Annotated in this window: 17 protein-coding genes; 8 read left to right on the top strand and 9 right to left on the bottom strand. The window is 71.4% G+C overall.

Annotated features, from left to right (window positions below):
* Positions 1 to 112 precede the first annotated feature (112 nt).
* Positions 113 to 433 carry a MazG-like family protein gene (locus BMY61_RS03215; RefSeq protein ID WP_042459995.1) on the top strand — a complete coding sequence of 107 codons (321 nt, stop codon included), beginning with the start codon at positions 113 to 115 and terminating at the stop codon, positions 431 to 433.
* On the opposite strand, the gene BMY61_RS03210 is transcribed toward BMY61_RS03215, so the two are convergent.
* The 5 genes from BMY61_RS03210 to BMY61_RS03190 all read right to left on the bottom strand — a co-directional run bounded on the left by BMY61_RS03210 (position 360) and on the right by BMY61_RS03190 (position 5,688).
* Positions 360 to 1,280 (bottom strand): oxygenase MpaB family protein, encoded by a 921-nt coding sequence (locus BMY61_RS03210; RefSeq protein ID WP_052439519.1) that lies wholly within the window; start codon positions 1,278 to 1,280, stop codon positions 360 to 362. The two genes, BMY61_RS03215 and BMY61_RS03210, sit on opposite strands and share 74 nt — an antisense overlap.
* A 305-nt stretch (positions 1,281 to 1,585) precedes the next feature.
* Positions 1,586 to 2,092: an ATP-binding protein gene (locus BMY61_RS03205; RefSeq protein ID WP_063773406.1), complete on the bottom strand. Its 507-nt coding sequence runs from the start codon at positions 2,090 to 2,092 to the stop codon at positions 1,586 to 1,588.
* A 168-nt stretch (positions 2,093 to 2,260) separates the two neighbouring features.
* On the bottom strand, positions 2,261 to 3,037 hold the full coding sequence (locus tag BMY61_RS03200; protein WP_042459998.1) for an enoyl-CoA hydratase/isomerase family protein: 777 nt from the start codon (positions 3,035 to 3,037) through the stop codon (positions 2,261 to 2,263).
* A 93-nt stretch (positions 3,038 to 3,130) separates the two neighbouring features.
* On the bottom strand, positions 3,131 to 4,348 hold the full coding sequence (locus BMY61_RS03195) for a L,D-transpeptidase (protein WP_042460001.1): 1,218 nt from the start codon (positions 4,346 to 4,348) through the stop codon (positions 3,131 to 3,133).
* A 140-nt stretch (positions 4,349 to 4,488) separates the two neighbouring features.
* Positions 4,489 to 5,688, bottom strand: a complete 1,200-nt coding sequence (locus BMY61_RS03190) for a L,D-transpeptidase (protein ID WP_042460005.1) — start codon at positions 5,686 to 5,688, stop codon at positions 4,489 to 4,491.
* 171 nt (positions 5,689 to 5,859) lie between these two features.
* Here BMY61_RS03190 and glgX point away from each other — a divergent pair, with 171 nt between their 5' ends.
* The 5 genes from glgX to BMY61_RS03165 all read left to right on the top strand — a co-directional run bounded on the left by glgX (position 5,860) and on the right by BMY61_RS03165 (position 13,345).
* Complete coding sequence (glgX, locus tag BMY61_RS03185; RefSeq protein ID WP_082015658.1) at positions 5,860 to 8,193, top strand: glycogen debranching protein GlgX; 2,334 nt, start codon at positions 5,860 to 5,862, stop codon at positions 8,191 to 8,193.
* Between the two features lie 106 nt (positions 8,194 to 8,299).
* A complete protein-coding gene (locus tag BMY61_RS03180; RefSeq protein WP_042460008.1) occupies positions 8,300 to 8,833 on the top strand; it encodes a sigma-70 family RNA polymerase sigma factor in 534 nt (177 codons plus the stop codon).
* Positions 8,830 to 9,528 (top strand): anti-sigma factor family protein, encoded by a 699-nt coding sequence (locus BMY61_RS03175; RefSeq protein ID WP_042460011.1) that lies wholly within the window; start codon positions 8,830 to 8,832, stop codon positions 9,526 to 9,528. The genes BMY61_RS03180 and BMY61_RS03175 overlap by 4 nt, the downstream gene beginning before the upstream one ends.
* An 80-nt stretch (positions 9,529 to 9,608) precedes the next feature.
* Positions 9,609 to 11,465, top strand: a complete 1,857-nt coding sequence (locus tag BMY61_RS03170; RefSeq protein ID WP_236656658.1) for an ABC transporter ATP-binding protein — start codon at positions 9,609 to 9,611, stop codon at positions 11,463 to 11,465.
* The gene (locus BMY61_RS03165; RefSeq protein ID WP_075003727.1) at positions 11,462 to 13,345 is read left to right on the top strand and encodes an ABC transporter ATP-binding protein; all 1,884 of its coding nucleotides are present in this window, start codon (positions 11,462 to 11,464) and stop codon (positions 13,343 to 13,345) included. The genes BMY61_RS03170 and BMY61_RS03165 overlap by 4 nt, the downstream gene beginning before the upstream one ends.
* A 20-nt stretch (positions 13,346 to 13,365) precedes the next feature.
* On the opposite strand, the gene BMY61_RS03160 is transcribed toward BMY61_RS03165, so the two are convergent.
* Positions 13,366 to 14,100, bottom strand: coding sequence for a hypothetical protein (locus tag BMY61_RS03160; protein ID WP_042460014.1), 735 nt, complete (start codon positions 14,098 to 14,100; stop codon positions 13,366 to 13,368).
* On the opposite strand from BMY61_RS03160, the gene BMY61_RS03155 reads away from it, so the two are divergent.
* Entirely contained in the window at positions 14,099 to 16,441 is a 2,343-nt protein-coding gene (locus BMY61_RS03155) for a protein kinase domain-containing protein (protein WP_082015659.1), read from the top strand. The genes BMY61_RS03160 and BMY61_RS03155 overlap by 2 nt on opposite strands.
* Positions 16,442 to 16,459: 18 nt before the next feature.
* Here the strand turns inward: BMY61_RS03155 and BMY61_RS03150 are convergent, their stop codons facing one another.
* Positions 16,460 to 17,863 carry a hypothetical protein gene (locus BMY61_RS03150; protein WP_042460017.1) on the bottom strand — a complete coding sequence of 468 codons (1,404 nt, stop codon included), beginning with the start codon at positions 17,861 to 17,863 and terminating at the stop codon, positions 16,460 to 16,462.
* Positions 17,864 to 18,170: 307 nt separating this feature from the next.
* Here BMY61_RS03150 and BMY61_RS44700 point away from each other — a divergent pair, with 307 nt between their 5' ends.
* Positions 18,171 to 18,602 (top strand): hypothetical protein, encoded by a 432-nt coding sequence (locus BMY61_RS44700; protein WP_143094130.1) that lies wholly within the window; start codon positions 18,171 to 18,173, stop codon positions 18,600 to 18,602.
* On the opposite strand, the gene BMY61_RS03145 is transcribed toward BMY61_RS44700, so the two are convergent.
* Together BMY61_RS03145 and glgP are read right to left on the bottom strand one after the other, a co-directional pair.
* Entirely contained in the window at positions 18,535 to 20,352 is a 1,818-nt protein-coding gene (locus tag BMY61_RS03145) for a bifunctional metallophosphatase/5'-nucleotidase (protein ID WP_042460023.1), read from the bottom strand. The two genes, BMY61_RS44700 and BMY61_RS03145, sit on opposite strands and share 68 nt — an antisense overlap.
* A gap of 139 nt (positions 20,353 to 20,491) precedes the next feature.
* The gene (glgP, locus tag BMY61_RS03140) at positions 20,492 to 23,167 is read right to left on the bottom strand and encodes an alpha-glucan family phosphorylase (RefSeq protein WP_042460027.1); all 2,676 of its coding nucleotides are present in this window, start codon (positions 23,165 to 23,167) and stop codon (positions 20,492 to 20,494) included.
* Positions 23,168 to 23,634 lie beyond the last annotated feature (467 nt).

Raw genomic sequence — 23,634 nt, 5'->3', positions numbered from 1 at the left:
GGACCCGTGCGTCCTACGCGCACGATCGACAGACCGCCGGGGACGCTACCACACGCCCATCACAACGGATCCACGGTCCTCACCCCACTCGTTCACCTCTACGCTGACGCCCATGGACGACTCCGCGTGGGCGACGATCGCAGAACTGAACCACTGGCTCACCAAGGACAGCGAACTCCCGCCCGAGACGCAGAAGATCCTGCAGATCCTGAAGATCACCGAGGAGGCCGGCGAGGTCGCCGAGGCGGTGATCGGGGCGACCGGACAGAACCCGCGCAAGGGCTTCTCGCACTCCTGGGCGGACGTGGAGAAGGAGCTCTGCGACGTCATCATCACCTCGATGGTCGCGCTGACCCGGCTCAACCCCGAGGCGGGCGCGGTGTTCCAGCGGGAGCTGCGGCGGGTCGCAGAGCGCGCGCTCGGGCCGTCGTGATGACGACGGACGGCTCGCAGCCGTAGCGCAGCACCCGGGACAGGGCGCGGACCGCGGCGCGGTCACGGGAGGTGCGCAGTGCCGTGGGGCGTGGCAGGCGCAGTTCGACGACCGCCCAGTGCGGCAGCAGGTCCACCGCGCCGGCGACCAGGACGCGCATCACGAGCCCGCGCGCGGGGTCCTGGACCAGCGCGCCCGGCGTGCGCAGGAACTCCACCGCCGTCAGCGCCGCCTCCCCGGCGGCGAGCTGCGGTCGGACCTCGCGCAGGTAGGCGCGGACCTCGGCCACCGAACGCGGGACACCGGTCGCGCCCAGCGCCTCCGCGACGCGGGCGTACTCGGCGACGTAGCGGTCCTGCTGACCCGGCGTCAACGGCGTTCGCGCATAGCGCTGGTAACCCGCCAGGAAGCAGGCGGTCTCGGCGACGTGGACCCAGCGAAGCAGCTCCGGGTCGGCGGCGTCGTAGCGGCGGCCGTCCGGCGCGACGCCACGGACGTGGTCGTGGACTCGGCGGACCCGCTCGATCGCCGCCTCGGCCTCGGCGGTCGAGCCGTAGCTGGTGACGGTGACGAAGCCGGCCGTGCGGTTGAGCCGGTCGATCGGGTCCTCCCGGTAGCGGGAGTGCTGGTCGACCCCGGCCATCGCCAGCGGGTGCAGCGACTGCAGCAGCAGGGCGGCGATGCCGCCGGTGAACATGCCGGGGATGTCGCCGTGGACCAGCCACACCACACTGTCCGGACCGAAGAGGCCTGGGTCGCCGTCGGGGCGGTCGTAGCGGGCGGGATCGAGGCCGGCGCCGTGCACGGTGGCGTAGACCTGGCGCTGGATGGACTGTCGGATATCCACGACTACGTACTACCCGAAAGATCAAAGGTTAGCCAGGTGACATGCAAGGGAAAGACAAGCAAACAGTCGGGTCGGCCTTGTGATGCCCGGCACTCCATAACGCTTTATTCGCATATGTCCGTTTTGTCGCTTTGCTCATCAGGTGAGACACATGCGATAGTCGGTGACCGGAACGCCTCCGACCCGAGCGCGTCCGACGCCGGCGCGGCACCACCCCCTTGGCCGCGCAGCCCAATGCAGGGGCCCCCAGGATCGAACGAGATCAGGGGGCCCCGCATTCATGTCGGGCCTGCATGCGCGGCCCCTCAGACGGCAGGCCGCGTCCTGAGCTCGAACCAGACCGACTTGCCGTGGGACAGCACGTCCACACCCCAGCGATCTGCCAGCTGGTCGACCAGACAGAGGCCGCGCCCGGCCTCGTCCTCCACATCGCCCCTGATCAGACAGGGCAGCGCCCGCGAAGGATCACGCAGCTCGATCCGGATCCGCCCGGAACCCCGCAGCACCCGCAGCACGAAGGTGCGCCCGCCGGTGTGCCGGACCGCGTTCGCGACCAGCTCCGCCACCAACTGCTCCGCCACCTCACCATGCCCGCCCAGTCCCCAGGACTCCAGGGCGGACAAGGTGAGCCGGCGGGCGCGCGCGGTGACGCCCGGAAGAGCGACTAACGCAGCCCCGTCACCCTCCGGCGAGAGCAGCCGCGCCAGGCTCTGGAGTTCCTCCTCCAGCGCGCCCGACCCCGCGGTGTCGACCAGCTCCGACCGCTCGACGATCACCCTCTGCTCCCGTACCGCTTCGCCCTGTACTGCCATGACCCCATGATGGCGCGTCAGAGACCCCCGCGGGAGCGCATTGACCAAAAAATCATCGATTGCTTCGGGCATATGCCAAATTGCTTTGCATACGCGCAGGTCAGCCAAATGGAGCCCGCCGAGCCGCTTGTGGACGCGGCTCCGGACGGGCTCCCGACCAGCAGGTGATCAGTTGAACTTGGCCTTGCCGGGCCCCTGTTCGACAAAGCTGCGCATGCCGATCTCCCGGTCCTCGGTCGCGAACAGACCGGCGAACAGGTTCCGCTCGATGGTCAGGCCGGTGTCCAGATCGGACTCCAGACCGCGGTCCACGGCCTCCTTGGCGGCGCGCAGCGCGTACTGCGGGCCGGCGGCCAGCTTGGCGGCCCACGCGTGGGCGGTCGCGAAGACCTCCTCGGCCGGGACGACGTAGTCGGCGAGCCCGATCCGCAGCGCCTCCTCGGCGTCGACCATCCGGCCGGTGAAAATCAGGTCCTTGGCCTTGGCCGGGCCGACCAGGCGGGCCAGGCGCTGGGTGCCGCCGGCGCCGGGGATCAGGCCGAGCAGGATCTCCGGCTGGCCGAACCTGGCGTTGTCCGCCGCGACCCGGATGTCCGCGCAGAGCGTCAGCTCGCAGCCGCCGCCCAGGGCGTAGCCGGTCACCGCCGCGACGACCGGCTTCGGGATCCGGGCCACCGCGTCGAAGGCACCCTGCAGGTCCGGGCCGCGCTCCACCATGTCGGTGTAGCCCATGCGCTGCATCTCCTTGATGTCGGCGCCGGCCGCGAAGACCTTCTCGCCGCCCCACAGCACCACCGCGCGCACGTCACGGCGACGGGTGGCCTCGTCGGCCACCTCCTTGAGCTGGTCCTGCATCGCGATGTCGAGGGCGTTCATCTTGGGCCGGTCGAGCCGGATCACGCCGACGCCGTGCTCGTCGACCTCGAGCGTCACGAAACGGTCCATCTGTGTGCCTCCCTGGCGGGACGTTGAGTGAACCGATGTTAACGCGAGCGGGCCACCGCGAACGCGGTGGCCCGGATCACACGAGGTCGCGGATCAGTTGGAGGTCCAGGACGACCAGCTCATGTTCCAGCCGTTCAGGCCGTTGTCCGGCTGCACGATCCTGTCCGGGGAGTTGACCACCTGGACCACGTCGCCCAGCAGCGAGTGGTTGTAGAACCACGCCGCCGGTGTGGTGCCGTCGCCGCCACCCTTGACGTCCTGCAGGCCCACGCAGCCGTGGCTGGTGTTCTCGCTGCCGAACGTCGAGGCCGGACGCCAGTAGTTGCCGTGCACGAAGGTGCCCGAGGTCGTCAGTCGCATCGCGTGCGGGACGTCCTTGATGCGGTAGGCGTTCCCGAGACCGACCGTCTGCGAGTTCATGTCCTCGGTCGGGTCCTTCTCGATGATCACCATCTTGCCGTTGTACGTGGTGTGGTCCGCGTCGCCGAGGCTGGCCGGCAGCTTCTTCAGCACCACGCCCGGCGCCTGGTAGACGGTGAGCGTGTGCGCGTTGTTGTCCGCGACGCTGACCTGGTAGCGGCCGATGGTGAAGCTGACGTCCTTGTTCTGCTTGCCGTAGCCGCGCTGGCCGGTCCGCACGCCGTCCAGGTGCAGGTGCAGGGTGACCTTGGTGCCCGGGGCCCAGTACTGCTGCGGACGGAAGTCGACGCGGGAGTCGCCGAACCAGTGGCCCTCGACGTCCACGTTCGGGTCGGCCGTGACGGTGATCGCCTTGAGGACGGAGGCCTTGTAGGTGTCGGCGACGGCGGAGGTGAAGTTGAGCGAGACCTCCATGCCGACGCCGTAGGTCGCGCCCGGATCGACGTTGAAGTTCGCGATGTCGGTCGCCGACGGGGTCAGCGTCGTGAAGCTGGAACGGTCGGTGACGCTCTGGCCCTGCGCGTCGGTGGCCGTGGCCACGACGCTGTACTTGGTGCCGGTGTGCAGGGTGCCGGACGGGGTCCAGCCGCTGCCGTCCCCGGCTATGGAGCCGTCGACGGTGCTGCCGTCGTCACCGGTCACGGCGACCTGGGTCAGCTTGCCCTGTGCCGCGCTGACCTTGAGGGTGTTGCTGGTGTCGACCCCGGTCGACCCGTTCTTGGGCAGGATCGTCACCGTGGCAGCGGAGTTGGCCTCCGCGGACGAGCTCGCGCCGGCCCCGCCGGGATGGCCCTTGGCGGCGCCGGTCCCACCGCAAGCGCTGGCCGCGAGTATCGCGGCGCCCGTCGCCATCCCGAGCAGAACCCGCCGAACCTTGCCGTGCGCGAACAACCGTCTCTCCCCTCCCGGTGTGGCCCCTTATGTCCCTGATCGGGGCATCCGCGAGCATATCCCGCCCACCTGTGTGGTCCCCGAGAGTCAGACGCCGCAGGCGTCGGGAAAGGTTGCACCGGCCCGGTCCACCGGACCAACTACCCTGCCGTCCACTGCTTCCAGGTCATGTTCCAGCCGCTCATACCGTTGTCCGGCGAGACCTGGTCGCCGGAGGAACCGGTGACCTGGACCACGTCGCCGACCATCGAGTGGTCGAAGAACCAACCCGCCGGCGTCGAGCCGGACTCTCCGCCCGGGACGTCGTACATGCCGATGCAGCCGTGGCTGGTGTTGACCCGGCCGAAGACGGACTCCGGGCGCCAGTAGACGCCGTGGACGAACGTGCCCGAGTCGGTCAGCCGCATCGCGTGCGGGACGGCCGGGATGTCGTACTCGCTGCCGAGGCCGACGGTGTGCGAGTCCATCCGGGTCACCTGGTCCTGCTCGGAGATGACCATGACGCCGTCGTAGGTGGAGTGCCCCGGCCCGCCGGCGGAGATGTAGAGGGTGCGCAGGGTCTGTCCGTCGCGGACGACCGTGAGGGTGTCCGCGTCGGTGTCGGCCGTGCTGATCTGGCTGCGGCCGACGGTGAAGCCGATCGCCTTGTCCTGCGTGCCGTAGACGCCGGGCGCGCCCTCGACGTGCTTCAGGTGCAGGCCCAGGGTGACCTGCGTGTTCGGCGCCCAGTAGTGCTCGGGGCGGAAGTCGACCCGCTGGTTGCCGAACCAGTGGGCGACGATCGGGACGGCCGGCTTCGCGGTGACGCTGATCGCGTTCTGCACCGCGGCACGGTCCGCGATCGGGCGGTTGAACCGGATCTGCACGATGAAGCCGACACCGACGGTGCTGCGGTCCACCGCGTTGTAGAAGCCGATGAAGGTGTTCTTCGGCACGAACGTGGTGAACGAGGCATGCTTGGCTGCCTGCAGGCCGTCCTTGTCGACGGCCAGCGCGTCGAGCGTGTAACGGGTCTCCGGCAGCAGCTTGCCGGTGGGGCTCCAGGTGCTCCCGTCCGCGCTGACCGCGCCCGCGATCTCCTGACCGTCAGCGTCCTTCAGGTGCACGGAGGTGAGCCGGCCGGCGCGGACCTGGGCGAAGACCCCTCCCTGCGCGGGCACCTCCGCGGCGCCGTCGCCGGGCGTGAGGGTGACCTGCGCCGCGGAGACCCGTGCCGCGTCCGAGCTGGAACCGGACGAGCCCCCCGAGCAGCCGGTCACCAGCAGGCCCACCATCAGGCCCGGGAGGAGCACGTCCCGCCCCACCCGCTTGACTCGTCCCGCCCACGCACCCACGGCCACACCACGCTCCTCGCTCGCCTTCACTCCTCGTTGATCAACGAGGAGTGAAGGGGGACGACACGGGCATTCGGGTCGGGCCGGGGCTGTTGATGGTGCAACCACCTGCTCGTGGGGAACCTATCCGTAAGCCGGAGGATCGGGACGTCCACCGGGAACGGGGAGGTGCTGTCGATGGCGTTGCCCACGGAGCTGCGTCTGCCTCGGGAGGAGCCGGAGGAACCGGAGGAGTCGCGAGGGTCGGCGAGATCCGGCGAGGAGGCCGACGCGACCGACGAGGCCGAGAAGTCCACCGCCCGGATCCTGCCCGGCAGCTGGCAACCGCTCGGGGCCCGCTACCACGTGGGTGCCGACGGGCGGCCCGGCACCAACTTCGCCGTCTGGGCGGGCGGGGCCGAGGAGGTCGAGCTCTGCCTCTTCGACGAGCGGGACCGGGAGACCCGGATCCCGCTGCGCGAGCAGACCTTCCAGGTCTGGCACGGGCACGTCCCCGGCGTCGGCCCCGGCACCCGCTACGGCTTCCGGGTCCAGGGCCGCTGGGACCCGTGGACGGGCGCCCGGTGGAACCCCGCCAAGCTGCTGCTCGACCCGTACGCCCGCGCGGTCGACGGCCCGTTCCAGCTCCACGACGCCGTCTACGGCCACGTCCGGTCCTGGCCCGAGGGGGACGTCGCGGACACGGTCCGGGACAACCGGGACTCCGCGCGCTACGTGCCCAAGGCCGTCGTCGTGCACGACACCGAGGACTGGTCCGAGGACCGACGGCCGAAGACGCCGTGGGCCGACACCGTCGTGTACGAGCTCCACGTGCGCGGCTTCACCCGGACCATGCCGGGCATCCCGCCGGAGCTGCGCGGCACCTACGCCGGACTCGGCCACCCCGTCGCGGTGGACTATCTGACCGGGCTCGGCGTGACCGCCGTCGAGCTGCTGCCCGTGCACCAGTTCGCGGACGAGGAGCACCTGGTCCGGCGCGGCCTGCGCAACTACTGGGGCTACAACAGCATCGGCTACTTCGCACCGCACGCCGGCTACGCGGCGAGCGGCACCCGCGGCGAGCAGGTCACCGAGTTCAAGCGGATGGTCCAGGCCCTGCACCGGGCCGGGATCGAGGTCATCCTCGACGTCGTCTACAACCACACCGCCGAGGGCGGCGAGGGCGGCCCCACGTGGTCCTTCCGCGGCCTGGACAACGCCGGCTACTACCGCCTGCAGCCGCACAACCGCCGCGCCTACGCCGACTTCACCGGCTGCGGCAACACCCTGGACGCCACCCAGCCGCAGGCGCTGCGGCTGATCACCGACTCGCTGCGGTACTGGGTCACCGAGATGGGCGTCGACGGCTTCCGCTTCGACCTGGCCAGCGTGCTGGCCCGCACGGCGTTCGACGTCGACATGCGCGCGCCGTTCCTCTCCGCCGTCTTCCAGGACCCGGTGCTGAGCCGCGTCAAGCTGATCGCCGAGCCGTGGGACGTCGCCCTCGGCGGCTACCAGGTCGGCAACTTCCCACCCCTGTGGACGGAGTGGAACGACCGCTACCGCGACACCGTCCGCGACTTCTGGCGCGGCGCCCGCCCCGACGTGCGCGAACTCGGCTACCGCCTGGCCGGCTCCTCCGACCTGTACCAGCGGGCCGGCCGCCGGCCGTTCGCCTCCGTCAACTACGTCACCGCCCACGACGGCTTCACCCTGCGAGACCTGGTCTCCTACGACGGCAAGCACAACGAGGCCAACGGCGAGGAGAACCGCGACGGCACCGACGACAACCACTCCTGGAACCACGGCGCGGAGGGCCCGACCGACTCCCCCGGCGTCAACGCCCTGCGCCGACGCCAACTGCGCAACCTGATGGCCACGCTGCTGCTGTCGACCGGCGTACCGATGCTCGTCGCGGGCGACGAGCTGGGCCGCACCCAGGGCGGCAACAACAACGCCTACTGCCAGGACAACGAGACCAGCTGGCTCGACTGGTCGCTGCTGGACAGCGGCGAGTGGCACCAGCTGCACGAACTGACGGCCCGCCTGATCCGGCTGCGGCGCGAGCACCCCGTGCTGCGCCGCCGCGCGTTCTTCTCCGGCCGCCCCACGCATCCCGGCGGACTGCCGGACCTCACCTGGTTCCGCCCCGACGGCGAGGAGATGACCGAGGCCGACTGGTACGCCCCCGGCGCGACCCTCGCCATGCTCCTCGCCGGCGACGACCTCACCGAGCGGGACGCCTGCGGCGAGCCGCTCACGGACGACAGCTTCCTGCTGATCCTGCACGGGCACCACCGCGGCATCCGGTTCACCCTTCCCGGGTCGCCGTGGGCCCACGGCTACGACACGATCGTCGACACCTGCGCGGAACACCAGGCCACCCCACCGGACCGCCACCTCCTCGCGGACGAGACGATCACCATCCCGGGACGATCACTGTTGCTGCTGCGTGCGTCCCCTGGGGGCGCGAGGAACTGCGCGAGAAACCCACCCGAGGAGGATGGCCCTGTGCGCACGGGATCTCACTGACCCGGGATGGGGTCCCCCGGCCGAAGGCTGGGGGATGGTCGCGCAGTTCCTCGCGCCCCTGGCCGTGCAACTTGAACCAAGTCGTCATGAAGTGCGTACTGGAGGTATGGACTCCGCGCCGACCGGTGACGCGGCCTTCCTCGCCGCGCTGTACGCGCGGTACGGACGGTCGGTGCTGGGTCACGTCCTGCGGCTGGTCCACGGCGACTACCAGCGCGCGGAGGACCTGACCCAGGAGACCTTCCTGCGGGCCTGGCAGCACCGGGACGCGCTCGATCTGGACCGGGCCGCGCCCTGGCTGCACACCGTCGCGCACAACCTCACGGTCTCGGCCTTCCGCCGGGCCCGCGCACGGCCGGCGGAGGCGCCCTTACCGGACGACGACGGCGGGGGCTTCGCCGACGCGGACGGCGAGGCGGAGCTGGACCGGATGCTGGAGCGCTGGCAACTGCTGGAGGCCATGCGCGGTCTCCGCACCGAGCAGCGCGAGGTACTGATCGAGGTCTACTACCTGCGCCGCAGCGTCGCGGAGACCGCCGAGCACCTGGGCATCCCGCCCGGCACGGTCAAATCGCGCTGCTACTACGGGCTGCGGGCGCTGCGGAACGTTCTGGAGGAGAGAGGAGTGACATCCCGATGACGACATGCCAGGAGAGCGTCCAGCTCGGCGCCTACCTGCTCGGGGCCCTCGATCCCCAGGAGCGGACGGAGCTGGAGGCGCACGTCGCCGGCTGCGCCGACTGCCAGGCGGAGCTGGTCGCGATGGCGCCGCTGCCGGGGCTGCTGCGGCGGACGCCGTTCGAGGAGCTGGACGAGACCGCGGAGACGGCGCAGACCCTCACCGCGCCGCACCCGTCGGAGGCCCCCCGGGCGACTCCCCCCGAACCGGCGCGCCCGCCACGGCCCGCCCCCGCACACCGGCGCCCCAGGCGCCGCATGCTGGTCTCGGCCGGGGTGGCGCTGGCCGGAGCGGCAGCAGCCGTCGGCGCATGGGTGTACGTGGGGGGCGCGCACCCGGGTGGCACCACACCCGTGAGTGCCGCCACGACGGTGAGCGCGGTCGACGCGCGCACGCACGTCACCGCGGCGGCCGCGCTGACCCCGGAGAACTGGGGCACCCAGGTGCAGCTCAAGCTGGGCAACCTGCCCTTCGGGATCACCTGCCACCTGGTCGTCCACGCCCGTGACGGACGCACCGAGACGGCCGGGACCTGGGGGTCCGGGTACAGCGCGGCGACCACCGTGCCCGCGTCCACCTCGATCGGATCGTCCGACATCACGAGCATGGATGTGGTCGACGGGAGTGGAAATGTCCTGGTTCATCTGTCCGGCTGAGGCCGGAGGTGCGACGGGCACCCTGTAAGGGGCGGAAATTGGGATGAGGGCTGTCAGTCCCTCCGTCTACAGTCCGAAAGGTGTCGACGCAGCCGCAAGCCCCCAGCACCCCCCGCCAACCTCCACCGCAGCACAGCGCGATCCGCTCGCTGCTGCGGCTGTGGCCGTACGTCCGGCAGATCCGCTGGTTCCTGTTCGGCTCCACGGTCGCGGCGCTGCTCGCCTCGCTCTCGGCTCTGGTCATCCCGCTGGTCCTGAAGTCCATCGTCGACGGCCCGGTCGCCCACCGGGACACCGCCGGCCTGTGGCAGCAGGGCGTCCTGCTGCTGGTGCTCGGCCTGCTGGAGGCGGGCCTGTTCGGCATGCGCCGCCTGCTGGTCGCCCGCCCGCTGGCGAGCGTCGAACGGCGCATGCGCGCCGACCTCTACGCCAGGCTGCAGCGGCTGCCGGTCTCCTTCCACGACCGCTGGGCCTCCGGCCAGCTGCTGTCACGGGCGACGTCGGACATGTACACCATCCGGCTCTTCCTGGCCTTCCCGCTGATCTTCCTGATCGTCAACTCGATGGTCTTCCTCACCGGGATCGGCATCATGTTCAGCCTGGACTGGCAGCTGGCGCTGATCACGGTACTGCCGGCGGTGCCGCTGATCGTCCTGTGCTCCTGGTTCGAGCGCCGTTACTCGGCCGCCTCCCGCCTCTCGCAGGACCAGAACGGAGACCTGGCCACGGTGCTGGAGGAGTCCGTGCTGGGCATCCGGATCCTCAAGTCCTTCGGCCGGCACCGCACCATGGCCGCCCGCTACCGGGCCCAGGCCGAGCTGCTGCGCGAGACCGAGCTGAAGAAGGCCCGGCTGCTGGCCGACCTGTGGGCGGTCATCGTCGGCCTGCCCGAGCTGGCGCTCGGCGTCTCGCTCGCCGTCGGCGTCGTCCAGGTCGCCCACGGCAGCACCACGGCGGGCACCCTGGTCGGCTTCCTGTCGACGGCGCTGTCGCTGCGCTGGCCGGTGGAGTCGCTCGGCTGGCTGCTGGCCTACAGCAACGAGGCGGCCACCGCGACGGATCGTTTCTTCGAGGTCCTGGACGCCCGCCCGGCCGACGCCGAGGACGAGGCCCGCGCCGCCTCCGGAACCCCCACCACCGAAGCCGCCACCTCCGGAACGGCCTCCACCGAGCAGCCGGCCCGTGACGGCATCCGCCTCACCGGCGTCCGCTTCCGCTACCCGGACGCCCCGGCCGGCTCGCCCGACCTGCTGAGCGGCCTCGACCTGCACATCCGCTCCGGCGAGACCATGGCCCTGGTCGGCCTGACGGGCAGCGGCAAGACCACGCTGACCGCGCTGCTCCCCCGCCTCTACGAGATCGACAGCGGCCGGATCACCCTCGACGGCCAGGACATCCGCGAGATCCCGCGCGCGCGGCTGCGCGAGCTGGTCTCCATGGCCTTCGAGGAGCCGACGCTCTTCTCCGCCTCCGTCAGCGAGAACGTGCTGATGGGCGCGCCGGACGCACCCGCCGAGGCGCTGGACCGGGCCCTGGACGTGGCCCAGGCCCAGTTCGTCCGCACCCTGCCCGAGGGCGTGGACACCCAGGTCGGCGAGCAGGGCCTCAGCCTGTCCGGCGGCCAGCGCCAGCGCCTCGCGCTGGCCCGCGCGGTCGTCGGCGCGCCGGAGTTCCTGGTGCTGGACGACCCGCTCTCGGCGCTGGACGTGCACACCGAAGCGCTGGTCGAGCAGGCGCTGCGGCAGGTGCTGTCCGACACGACGGCACTGGTCGTCGCCCACCGGCCGAGCACGGTACTGCTGGCCGACCGGGTGGCACTGCTGGCAGACGGCCGGATCACGGCGGTCGGCACCCACCACGAACTGCTGGAGTCGAGCCCGGACTACCGGGAGCTGATGTCGGGCGAGCGAGCCGAGGACGGGAGCCTGGTGCGATGAGCGTCACCGAGACCGAGGAGAGTCTGGCCCTGGAGGAACAGGGCCCGTCCCCCGACGCACTGCTCCCCGAGGAGGACCGCGTCCCCGCCCCGAGCGGTGAGGCCGAGGACATCCCCGTCCCGCCGGGCGCCCCACGCGCGCTGCTGCGCTCGCTGCTCGGCCCGCACAAGGCCCGGATCGTCGTGGCCATGGTGATGATCACCGTCCAGCAGGCGGCGCTGCAGGTCGGCCCGCTGCTGGTCTCCTACGCCATCGACCGCGGCATCCCCGCGCTGCGGGACCACGACGCCGGCCCGCTCATCGCGGTGACGGCCGGCTACCTCGGCTGCGCGGCCCTGGCCACGCTGCTCCAGCGCAGCTTCATCCGGCTCTCCGGAGTGGTCAACCAGGCGATCCTGCTGGAGATGCGCCGCCGCATCTTCCGCCACGCGCAGGCCCTCTCGCTGGACTTCCACGAGCGCTACACCTCCGGCCGGATCATCTCCCGCGCCACCAGCGACGTCGACACGGTGCGCGAGCTGCTCAACGAGGGTCTGCAGGAGCTGCTGTCGGTCATCCTCTCGGTGTTCTACATCAGCGTCGTGCTGATCGTCATGGACTGGCGCCTGGGCCTGGCCTCGCTGGCCTCGGCCCTGCCGATCTACCTGTTCACGCGCGGCTACCGGCGCCGCTCGCAGGTCATCTTCCGGCGGTCGCGCACCGCGGTGGCCCAGGTCATCGTGCGCTTCACCGAGACCATGAACGGCATCCGCCCGGTGCAGGCCTTCCGCCGCGAGGCGGCCAACGAGTCGGCGTTCGCCGTCTCCAACGGCCAGTACGCGGACTCCAACGCCCAGGGCCTGCTGTCGATGGCGCGCTTCGTCGCCACTGCCCGGGCCACGGCGAACATCTGGATCACCGGCATCGTGATCTGGGGCGCGTTCCTGGTCACCCAGGGCAGCCTGGAGCTGGGTGTGCTGGCGGCCTTCGTGCTGTACCTGCGGCGCCTGTTCGACCCGGTCGACCAGGTGGCGATGTTCCTGAACAGCTACCAGTCGGCCTCGGCCGCGCTGGAGAAGATCGCGGGCCTGCTGGCCCACGAGCCGTCCGTCCCGGAGCCGGCCGAGCCGGCCGAGCTGCCCGCCAAGGCGGAGGGCGCGATCCCGGGCCGCACCGTCGACTTCGACGGCGTCGCCTTCTCCTACCGGACGGGCAAGCAGATCCTGCCCCGCTTCGACCTGCGGATCCCGGCCGGCCAGAGCGTCGCCGTGGTCGGCGCGACAGGCGCGGGCAAGTCCACCCTGGCCAAGCTGCTGGCCCGGTTCTACGACCCGAGCGAGGGCCAGGTCACCCTCGACGGCGTGGACCTGCGCTCCCTGCCCACGCCCGAACTGCGGCGCGGCGTCGTCATGGTGACGCAGGAGTCGTTCCTCTTCTCGGGCACGGTCGCGGAGAACATCGCGATCGGCCGCCCGGACGCGACGCGCGAGGAGATCGAGGCGGCGGCGAAGGCCATCGGTGCCTACGAGTTCATCGCCGAGCTCCCGGAGGGCTTCGACACCGACGTCCGCAAGCGCGGTGGCCGGATCTCCGCCGGCCAGCGCCAGCTGGTCGCCTTCGCCCGCGCCCTGCTGGCGGACCCGGCGGTGCTGATCCTCGACGAGGCCACGTCCTCCCTGGACATCCCCGGCGAGCAGGCGGTCCAGCGCGCCATGTCCACCGTCCTGGCCGGCCGCACCGCTGTCATCATCGCCCACCGCCTCTCGACGGTGGAGATCGCCGACCGCGTCCTGGTCATGGACCAGGGCAACGTCGTCGAGGACGGCACCCCGGCCGACCTCATCTCCGGCACGGGCCGCTTCGCCAGCCTGCACCAGGCCTGGAGGGAGAGTCTGGTGTAGGCCGGACGACGCGGGGGCGCTCAGCCGCGGACGGTGTAGTACAGCCAGGCACCGTCCGTGGCGGCGTTCTCCTCGTCGCCCGCGTAGTGGACGTCGAACCGGTACAGGTGGCCCGTCTGCGAGTTGTCGAGCAACAGGATGATCCCCGTCTCAGCCCCGTCGAGCGGCAGGGACCGGTTGGTGGAGATGGTGCGCCAGGCCCCGCGGATGTACTCCTGCACGCGGAAGACCACGGACTGCGTCGACTTGTCCGGGGCCACCACGACACCGAGCTGGACGTTGCTCCAGGCACGGAAGACCCGATAGGGCGTCCGCCCGATGTGGGTGCTCCGGTAGTAGCCGCCCAACCGCTCGTTCAGCCCGACATGGACGCCGACGGAGCGCGACACCGTGTTCCACCCGCCGGCCACGTCCCACCCGGTGACGTGGAACGTGGTGTCCTTGTAGAGGTGGAAGTACGCGACGACGTCCCCCTTGGCGTCGACGGCCCCGCTCTTGACCACCGGCCGGAGGGCGTTCACCGAGTCCGCGACGATCGTCGCGGAGGCGCCGGCACCCGCGGTGTCGGCCCCGACATGGACGGTGACCTTCGCCCAGGCGCCGTAGGCGTAGGTGGAGGCGTCGGTGGCCACCGTGACCGGAGGCGCGAAAGCGGGGGCAGCCGTGGCCGCCTGGGCCGTGGCGATCGGAAGGGCGCCGCTCAGGAGCCCGAGGAGCACGGCGGCTCCGCGAACGGTGAAGCGTCGATGCGACATGGGAAGTCCTCAGGACGAGCACGGAACTGACGGTCGGCTGTGCTGGTCGAACGCGCGAACACTAATGCATACCTCGGACAGCGATACGGCGGATGGACGTCCGGGCAGCCGGATAGCATGCGGTGCCCGAGCCCGTGGGCCGGCGCTCAAGCGTGTTGTTCCGGAGGGGGTTTCGTACGTGCACGTCCCGGACCAGATAGGCCCCTACCGTCCGCGGCAGGTGCTTGGAGCGGGCGGGATGGGGACGGTCTACCTCGCGTCCGATCCCCGAGGGGGCGCGCCCGTCGCCGTCAAGGTGCTCGGGGCGGACCATACGGCCGACCCGGGCTACCGGGCCCGGTTCGCCCGCGAGGTCGCCCTGATGCGCAAGGTCCAGGGCCCGTTCCTGGTGGCGCTCACCGACGCGGATCCGACAGCGGACCGGCCGTGGCTGGCGATGCCGTACATCCCCGGCCGCACGCTGGACCGGCACGTCGCCCAACTCGGGCCGCTCGGCGGCGCGGAGCTGGTCACCTTCGCGACCGCCGTCGCGCACGCGCTCTCCTGCGTCCACGCGGCCGGCATCGCGCACCGGGATCTCAAACCGTCCAACGTGATCCTGGCCGTCGACGGACCCCGGGTCCTGGACTTCGGCATCGCCCACCACCTGGACGCCACCGCCATCACCGCCACCTCGGTCCGGACCGGCACCCCGATGTGGATGGCACCGGAGCAGCTGAGCAGCGGCGCCACCACGCAGGCCACCGACGTGTTCGCCTGGGGCATGCTCGTCGCCTACGCGGCGTCGGGCCTGCATCCCTTCGGCTCGCCCACGGGCATCAGCCATCGGATCGAGGCGTCCGCACCCGATCTGTCCTCGGTCCCGGGCCACCTGCTGCCGCTGGTGACGGAGGCCCTGCACAAGAGCCCGGACGAGCGGCCCACCGCCGTCGACCTGGCCAGGCGCTGTGCGGCGCTCCTCGCCGAGCCGACCGGTACCGCGGTCTTCCCCACCCTGGCCTACACCCGCCTGGACGCGACCGCGCCGAACGGAAACGAGTCCGAGGCCGCAGCCGACGCCGCAGCCGCGGCCGGGACCGTCGTCCTCCCGCCCTGGGCCTGGAACGTGCCGGGCCCGGACGCCGATCCGACCCGTCTGCTCCCACGCTCCGACAGCGACAGCGGCCGTCGTGCCAACGCCCCTGACGCTCCGCCGGCTCCGCCCTCGTCGGGCGCGACGTACGCGGCCGGATGGGCACCGCCTGCGGCTCCGCCGCACGCGCACCCGCAGGCCCATGCACAGCCGACCGCATGGGAGCCGATGCCGGGCCGCCCGACGCGGCGGCCCGCCGCGCGAGCGCTCGCGCTCGGGGGCGCGGGGCTGCTCGTGGTCGTCGCGGCGATCGGCGCGGTCGCGCTCGACCACCACGGCGGCGAGGCCGGTCCCGGGTCGGGCATGAGCGCCTCCGCGCCGAGCGTGCGGCTGCCGACGTCCACGTCACCGTCCCCGAGCGCCAGCGCCGGCGCGTCACCGACGGCCTCGCCGAGCCCCACCGGCTCGCCGACGGCCTCGCCCAGCCCCACCGCCCAGACGGTGAGCTTCTTCGGCGGCCTGCAGGCGACCGTTCCCGGGGACTGGGTGGTGACCCAGATCCCCGCGGAGAGCCTGACCTACGACGACGGCACCGACACCAAGTTCGCCATGTCGCTGGCCCCCGCTTCTGGTGACGGTGCCTCGGGCCTCGCGGTCGAGTTCACCCCGGGCCTCGCGTCCGTCACCGGGGACACCAATGCCAACGGCATCGGGATCCTCGACGGCCGCTTCGCCCAAGGCCCCTCCGACTCGGGCGGCAGCGCCCAGACACAGACCGTCACCGACCTCGGGGCAGCGCAGTCCACCACCGTGGCGGGCCTGCCCGCGCAGACCTGGCGGGTCCACACCGACCAGGAGCCGGACTACAACGGCACCAGGAAGGCGACCCAGTCCGTCTGGTACCTGCCGCATGCCCGCTATCTTCTCTACACCTACGGCACCCTGACCAACGCTCAACAGGCTCAGGCGCAGCAGATCGTGGCGGCCCTCCGGCTCGGCTCCGTCGCCATGCCCCTCGACTGCGCCGACGCCGTCGACCAGTTGGACACGAGCGCGGCAGGCGGCAACGTGTCCCAGGACGACCCGACGCAGAGCTGCGTCGACCTCGTCCTCGGCGGCTCGTCCGGCGCGCTGGATCCGGGGACCATCGACACCACGACCGAGTCCTCGTGCCTGGTTCTCGTCTACGAGTACTCGGTCGCGCAGGTGCAGGGCGACGCCACGTATCCCACCGACCGGCACTGGTGCGGCCTGCCCAACAAGTCCTGACGGGCCGCCCGGTGCCGTTCAGCCGCGGGTGATGCGCAGGACGCCCGTTTCGGTGCCCTGGTAGAGGGTGCCGTCCGGCGCGGTGGTGCCGGTCATCTGGAGCGGGTTGTAGAGCAGGCCGAGGCCGATCCAGGAGCTGGAGAGCTGTGCACCCGTCGCCGGGTCGATCGTGGCGTAGGAGTAGGAGGCGAAGGTCTGCGCACCGACGGTGCCCATTGGACCGGCCGCGGTGAGGGTGTGGATCAGCCCGTCCGCGAGGGAGAGTCGGGGCAGCGCGGCGGACTCGACGTCGCTGTTCCAGACCAGGTGGCAGCCGTTGCCGTCCGGGTTCAGGTCGACGCGGCTCATGCCGCCGGTAAAGGACGCCGAGGAGGGCACGCTCGCGGGCGCGCCTGCCGGGAGTGCGGGGTACGGGTAGCCGTAGGTGTTGGTCACGAAGACGCTGCTGCCGGAGGCGATCACGGCGTCCTCGGTGCCGCTCTCGGTGTACTGGGTCAGCACGGGGGTGCTGCAGACCGGGGTCGGGCCGTCGGCGACGCGGTAGACGAGCAGGTTCTCGTGCGGGGCCGCGTTGTCGGTGAGGGTGACGTACTGCGTGCCACCGTCGGGGCCGGGGCCGAAGAAGCTCGGGGTCGCGCCCGTGCCCCAGCTGAGCTGGCCCGGCTTGCGGCCCGGACCGCGGTCGTAGGGCGCCCGCCAGTCGACGACCGGGGCGCCGTCCGGGGCCTCGCCGAGCAGGTAGAGCGCGTGGTCGGTGGCGACGGCGGTGTGGCCGGGGACGGTCGAGATGCTGTTCTCGATCCCCTCGCCGGTCGCGACGGTCCGGACCGTGCCCGTCGCGGTGTCGGCCGTGCCGATGACGCCGCCCGTCGTGGCGAACCAGACCCGGCCGTCCCAGCCCGGGCTGAGCCCCACGACGGTGTCCCCGGACGGCAGCGCTCCCGCGAGCGAGGTCGACTGGTCAACCGTCAGCGTCCAGGAACCGCCCACGAGGTGGTGCCCGATACGGAGCAGGTTGTCGTTGCCGTCCACCACGACCAGGGCGTTCGACTGGTCCAGGTAGGCGTAGACGCCACCGAAGAGGCTTCCCTTGGGCAGCGACAGCGAGGCGAGGTCGGCGCCGTCGGCCGGGTCGAGCAGGTGCACGGTCGGGGTCTGCCCGAAGATGGTGGTGCAGAGCGCGACGGGGTGGCCGTCGCTTCCGATCACCACGGTCGGGCACGCGGAAGCGAGAGCGGTACGACTCCAGTGGATCGCGCCGCTGCCCGGGCCCGGGTAGGGCGTGGTGTCGCTGGAGGCGCTGTCGCCGTGCATGGTGGCGGTGCCGTTCGGGGCGGTCGCCGGGTTCTGCGGGGGCAGCGGGCCGAAGGCGGAGAGCGCGGCGACGGCCGCGAACGTGGACAGCGTGATGCGCAGGCGCATGGCGGATTCCGATCCTGTGGACAGGGAAGGACGCCGCGCGGCCGCGCGCGTGGACACGACGGGAAGGGCCGCTCGGCTCGGACGAGAGAGGCGGCCCTCGCGGAGGACGACGAGGAGCAGAGGCGAGAGAAGGCCGCGTCAGCTGACGCGGCGACAGCCCGTGGTGGTGGCAAGGCCATGGTCGACATGGCGGCGGCTCACCAGCAGGGTCATGGCGGTCACTCTAATGGAGCAATACAGAGTCCACGAGGCCCCGCCCACGGTCCGAGACGGCGACAAGTGGAACCTGCGGTGCCAGCATGAACGCATGCGAAGACGGACGGACGCGGCCGGACGGCGGGCGCTGGGGTTCCTGGTCGACGAGGGGTGGAGCGGACCGGAGGAGACACCCGGCGGGTTGGTCTACCGCGGCCACGGCCTGAGCGTGCGGCTCGCCGTCGAGGACGGGCCGGCCCTGGTGCTGGGCCTGCCGGAGGGGCCGAGCGCCACGCTCGCCGCGGTCTGGAACGCCTGCGGCCTGTCCGCACCCGTCCCGCGGCCCCGCGTGGACGAGTTGACCGAGGCGCTGCGCACGGTGCTGCCGTTCCTCCTCGGTCCGCAGCGCGACGCGATCCTGAACGACGCCGCGCGCGGCCTCAGACGCCTGAGGCCGCGCGCGGTCGGGCAGGAGGTCAGGAATACAGCGGAGCGCCCTGGCGGACCAGACGCCAGCCGTTCGCGTAGAAGTCCTTCGGGTTGATCTCGCCCTTGGCCTTGACCCAGGCGATGATCGTGTTGCGGATCTCGTCCGAGGAGCTCCAGACCAGCTGCGCGTCCGCGACGTGCGGGAAGTTGCCGCCGCCGTTGGCACGGTAGTTGTTGACCGCCAGGACGAACTGCGCCTGGTCGTCCAGCGGGGCGCCCTGGAGCACCAGGTTCTTGATCCGCGAGCCGACCGGCTGCGAGACGTCGATGTCGTACGAGACGCCGTAGACCTCGTCGAAGTTGTAGTCGGGACGGCTGCCTGCGTTGGTCAGCGCCGACTCGTCGATCGGGGCACCCACCGCAAGGGTGTTGAAGTACTCCGCGGTGTACTCCAGGTAGTCCCGGATCTGGGCACCCGTCATCAGCTTGGCTTCGAGGGTGTTCTCGTAGATGTAGAGCCCGGCCGCGTCGCGCAGCCGGACGGTCCCAGCCGGGATGTCGGCGGTGCGGTTGAACGGCGCGGCCTGCGCCAGCACCGGCAGGCTCGCGTACTTGCCGCCGGCCAGCCCGGCCTTGACGGTGTCGACCTGGACCTTGGCGATCAGGTCGACGATCGGCACGCACTGGAACGGCGCGCGGGCGATCGACAGGTCCTGGGTGCAGGTGCCGATCGTCTGGTTGACGTAGGCCCGGACGGCCGCGTGCTCCTTGGCGACGAGTGCGGCGATGTGCGGGTCCTCGTCGACGGTGTTGCTGTTGAGCGTGGTCGCCGTGCAGGAGGTGACCTGCCACTCGTGGTCGACGAGCGTCACCTCGAAGTCGAACCGGGTGAGGCGGTAGCCCCAGCAGTACGGCTCGGACAGCACCACGTTCTTGCCGGTGGCCTCGTTGACGACGATGCGCTGCGGGACCTCCTTGTGCGTGTGACCGACCAGCACCGCGTCGATCCCCGGCACCTGAGCGGCCATCGCACCAGACGCGTCCTCGGCGTACGGCAGCTGGTCGCCCCAGGACGTCGCCTCGTCGATGCCCGAGTGCGCGGAGACGATCACCACGTCCGCACCGGCGCTGCGCACGCGCGGGACGTAGACGGCGGCCTGCTCCGGGATGCCGTTGAAGGTCATCTTCCCGGCGACGTTGTCCTTGTCCCAGATCGCGATGCCGGGGTTGGTCAGGCCCAGGATGCCGACCTTGATGTGCGGGCCGTGCGGCACGCGCAGCTTCTTGACGATGTAGGGCGGGAAGGCCGGGCGGTTGGTCTTCGCGTCGATGGCGTTCGCGGCCAGCAGCGGGAAGTGGAGCTGCCGCTCGAAGGCGCGGACGGTGTCGATGCCGTAGTTGAACTCGTGGTTGCCGACGGCTGCGGCGTCGTACTTCATGGCGTTCATGGCCAGCGCCATCGGGTGGCGCGGCGCCTTGTGCTCGGGCTTCTTGGTGATCGGGTCGACCCGGGCGTAGTAGTAGCTGAGCTGGGTGCCCTGGATGATGTCACCGGCGTCGATCAGCAGGACACGGTCCTCGCCGACCTCCTTGCGGATCTGCGACACAAGCGTGGCGATCTTGGCCAGGCCGACGTCGTTCTGCGCCTTGTCCTCGTACTCGGCGTCGGTGAAGTAGTCCCAGTTGACCGCGTGTCCGTGCACGTCGGTGGTGCCGAGCACTGTGAAGGTGTGCGTCAGCGCCGGCTTGTGGTGCTGCGGCTGCTCGGCCGCGGCGGCGGGGCTCGCGGACGCGGTGGCGGCGACGGCGGCTCCCGCCGCGACGGCAGCGGTACCGGCGACGAAGTCGCGGCGCTTCAGGGACATCAAGGCTCCAGACCATAGGTATCTACGCGCGATGCACAACGCGCGTAGAAGTCTGGCTCACCGATTCCTTACCTGGGAAGACCTTTGACATGTCCTCTTGGTTAACCACTGGGGGCGCGGTTCCCCGCGCCCCCGATGGTCACCGCAGCACGCCGTCCGAGAGACCGGTGGTCTCCACCGGCAGGGCCACCAACCCCACCTCGGTCTCCGTCGCGAGGAGCCGGTGGTTCGGCAGGACGCGGACCGTGTAGCCGAACGGCCCCGTGCGGCTGAGCTCGAGGGGGCCCTCGTAGCGCCAGCGGCCGTCGACGTCGGCGCGGTCGGCGGGCTTGAGGGAGACGGTGGTGGCCTCGGAGATCACGTCCGACTCGTCCACCCGGCCCGAGACCGCCTGGACGTCCACGTCCGACGGGTCCAGCCCGTCCAGGTGCACCTGGACCCGGAGGGTGAGGGTCGAACCGAGCTCCGGTGCATCCGCGCCGCCCGCCGCCTCGACATGTTCGACGCGGACCTGGGACCAACGGGCCCGGATGCGGCCCTTCCACTCCGCGAGCTCCCGGGCGCCCGCGAAGACGAGGCCGCCCTCGCCCGCCGCGGCCAGCGCCCGCTGGGACTCCGCCGCCGGGGCGTACAGACGCTCGACGTACTCGCGGACCATCCGGCCGGCCAGCACCTTGGGGCCGAGAGTGACGAGGGTGTGCCGGACCATGTGGATCCAGCGGCGCGGCAGCTCCGACGCGTCACGCTCGTAGAAGCGCGGCGCGACCTGGTGCTCGATCAGGTCGTAGAGCGCACCGGACTCGATCTCGTCGCGGCGGTCCTCGTCGACCTCGCCGTCGGCGGTGGGGATCGCCCAGCCGTTGGCGCCGTCGAACCACTCGTCCCACCAGCCGTCGAGGACGGAGAGGTTGAGCGCACCGTTGAGCGCGGCCTTCATGCCGGAGGTGCCGCAGGCTTCCAGCGGACGGAGCGGGTTGTTGAGCCAGACGTCGCAGCCCGGGTAGAGCTTGGCGGCCATGTCCATGTCGTAGTCGGGCAGGAAGACGATCCGGTGCCGGACCGCGTGGTCGTCGGCGAAGGCGACCAGCTTCTGGATCAGTGCCTTGCCGCCGTCGTCGGCGGGGTGGGCCTTCCCCGCGACGACGATCTGGATCGGGCGGGTCGGGTGCAGCAGCAGCGAACGCAGCCGCTCCGGGTCGCGGAGCATCAGTGTCAGGCGCTTGTAGGACGGCACCCGCCGGGCGAAGCCGATGGTCAGCACGTCCGGGTCGAGTACGTCACCCGTCCAGCCCAACTCTGCGTCGCCGATGCCGCGCTGACGCCAGGAGGCGCGCAGGCGGTCGCGGGCCTCGGTGACGAGCTGGGCGCGCAGGCGGCGGCGCAGCTCCCAGATCTCGCCGTCGGCGATGGCGTCGATCCCGTCCCAGCGGCGGGACTCGCCGAGCACCATGGCGTCCTCGATCCGCTCGGCGCCGATCTCGCGGGCGGCGAGGCGGACCACCTCCGGGTCGATCCAGGTCGGGGCGTGGACGCCGTTGGTGATCGAGGTGATCGGCACCTCGGCGGCGTCGAAGCCCGGCCACAGGCCGTTGAACATGCCGCGGCTGACCTGGCCGTGCAGCAGGCTGACGCCGTTGGCGCGCTGGGCCAGGCGCAGACCCATCGCAGCCATGTTGAACAGGGCCGGGTCGCCCTCGGGCCAGCTCTCCGCGCCGAGCGCGAGCACCCGTTCGACGGGCACGCCGGGCAGCCCCTCGGTGGCGCCCGCGGCACCGGAGCTCGCGAAGTGGCGCTGCACCAGCTGCCGCTCGAACCGGTCGATCCCGGCGGGAACGGGCGTGTGGGTGGTGAACAGAGTTCCGGCGCGGACGGCCTCCAGGGCCGCGTCGAAGTCGAGTCCGGCGCCGCCCTCCTCACCCGGACGGGTGAGTTCGCGGATCCGCTCCACGCCGAGGAAGCCGGCATGTCCCTCGTTGGTGTGGAAGACCTCGGGGTCGGCGTGTCCGGTCAGCCGGCAGAAGGTGCGCACCGCGCGCACCCCGCCGATGCCGAGCAGCATCTCCTGGAGCAGCCGGTGCTCGCTGCCGCCGCCGTAGAGACGGTCGGTCACATCGCGGGCGCGGGCGTCGTTCTCCTCGATGTCGGAGTCGAGCATGAGCAGCGGCACCCGGCCGACCTGGGCCTTCCAGATCTGCGCGTGCAGCGCGCGCCCGCCCGGGAGGGCGAGGGCGACGGTGCTCGGGCTGCCGTCGCCCTCGCGCAGCAGGCTGACGGCGAGTTCGTTGGGGTCGAGCAGCGGGTACCGCTCCTGCTGCCAGCCCTCGCGGGAGAGCGACTGGCGGAAGTAGCCGTGGCGGTAGAGCAGGCCGACCCCGATGATGGGAACGCCGAGGTCACTGGCGGCCTTGAGGTGGTCGCCGGCCAGGATGCCGAGGCCGCCGGAGTACTGCGGCAGGGCGGCGGTGATGCCGAACTCGGGCGAGAAGTAGGCGATGGCGGCGGGCAGCTCGCGGTCGCGCTGCTGCTGGTACCAGCGCGGACCGGTCAGGTAGTCGCGCAGGTCCTCCTCGGCGTCGTGGAGCCGGCGCAGGAAGCGCCGGTCGGCGGCGAGCGCCGACAGCCGCTGTCCGGAGACCGCCCCGAGCAGGCGGACCGGATCGCAGCCGGTGGCCTCCCACACCTCGGGATCGACCGAGCGGAACAGCTCACGCGTCTCCGGATGCCAGGACCAGCGCAGGTTGAGCGCCAACTCACCGAGGGCCTGGAGCGGTTCGGGCAGGACGGTGCGGACCGTGAAACGTCGGATTGCCTTCACCCAGCCGAAGATAGCCGCGCGACAGGTCCGTCGCCGACCGCCGCCGGGGCGCACTGCCGCCGTTCGGCGCATTGGTGCGATCGGCGGCGCCGCGCTTCACTCTCTCGGGGGTACGCCGCGCGCGGGCGCACGCCGGAGTGCGGGAGCGCACGATCGTAGGAATTCACGACACCGACACACGGCTGTCCAACCATGTGCGACCAACTGCCTTGATTGGTGGCCGAAATGCGCCGCTACCGGCACGTAGCACCCACGTTCGGTGCGAGGATCGAAGCAGGTCGGACCGGACGCACCGACCTGCGCGCCGGTGATGTGGAACCGGTGGTTCTGCGTGTCCACTCCGCGCGCGCGATCGTTGTCAACACGACGACGTTCGACAGGTGGCAGGTTGCCGAGCGGTGAGGCTGGGGAAGGCTCCTTGGGTCGCTCCCCCGACGCCTCTCAGTAGGGCTCCCGCGCCGCCGCAC

Source organism: Streptacidiphilus jiangxiensis, assembly GCF_900109465.1.
Lineage (GTDB): Bacteria > Actinomycetota > Actinomycetes > Streptomycetales > Streptomycetaceae > Streptacidiphilus > Streptacidiphilus jiangxiensis.
Note: the sequence above shows the minus strand (reverse complement) of the source record. Positions and strands in the feature narration are given on the sequence as shown.

What these genes read in the sequence shown, in the direction of transcription:
- BMY61_RS03215 (WP_042459995.1), top strand. Translation starts at nt 113, where the DNA reads ATGGACGACTCCGCGTGGGCGACGATCGCAGAACTGAACCACTGGCTC.
- BMY61_RS03205 (WP_063773406.1), bottom strand. Translation starts at nt 2,092, where the DNA reads ATGGCAGTACAGGGCGAAGCGGTACGGGAGCAGAGGGTGATCGTCGAG.
- BMY61_RS03200 (WP_042459998.1), bottom strand. Translation starts at nt 3,037, where the DNA reads ATGGACCGTTTCGTGACGCTCGAGGTCGACGAGCACGGCGTCGGCGTG.
- glgX (WP_082015658.1), top strand. Translation starts at nt 5,860, where the DNA reads ATGGCGTTGCCCACGGAGCTGCGTCTGCCTCGGGAGGAGCCGGAGGAA.
- BMY61_RS03180 (WP_042460008.1), top strand. Translation starts at nt 8,300, where the DNA reads ATGGACTCCGCGCCGACCGGTGACGCGGCCTTCCTCGCCGCGCTGTAC.
- BMY61_RS03175 (WP_042460011.1), top strand. Translation starts at nt 8,830, where the DNA reads ATGACGACATGCCAGGAGAGCGTCCAGCTCGGCGCCTACCTGCTCGGG.
- BMY61_RS03165 (WP_075003727.1), top strand. Translation starts at nt 11,462, where the DNA reads ATGAGCGTCACCGAGACCGAGGAGAGTCTGGCCCTGGAGGAACAGGGC.
- BMY61_RS03155 (WP_082015659.1), top strand. Translation starts at nt 14,099, where the DNA reads ATGGGAAGTCCTCAGGACGAGCACGGAACTGACGGTCGGCTGTGCTGG.
- BMY61_RS03160 (WP_042460014.1), bottom strand. Translation starts at nt 14,100, where the DNA reads ATGTCGCATCGACGCTTCACCGTTCGCGGAGCCGCCGTGCTCCTCGGG.
- BMY61_RS03150 (WP_042460017.1), bottom strand. Translation starts at nt 17,863, where the DNA reads ATGCGCCTGCGCATCACGCTGTCCACGTTCGCGGCCGTCGCCGCGCTC.
- BMY61_RS44700 (WP_143094130.1), top strand. Translation starts at nt 18,171, where the DNA reads ATGCGAAGACGGACGGACGCGGCCGGACGGCGGGCGCTGGGGTTCCTG.
- BMY61_RS03145 (WP_042460023.1), bottom strand. Translation starts at nt 20,352, where the DNA reads ATGTCCCTGAAGCGCCGCGACTTCGTCGCCGGTACCGCTGCCGTCGCG.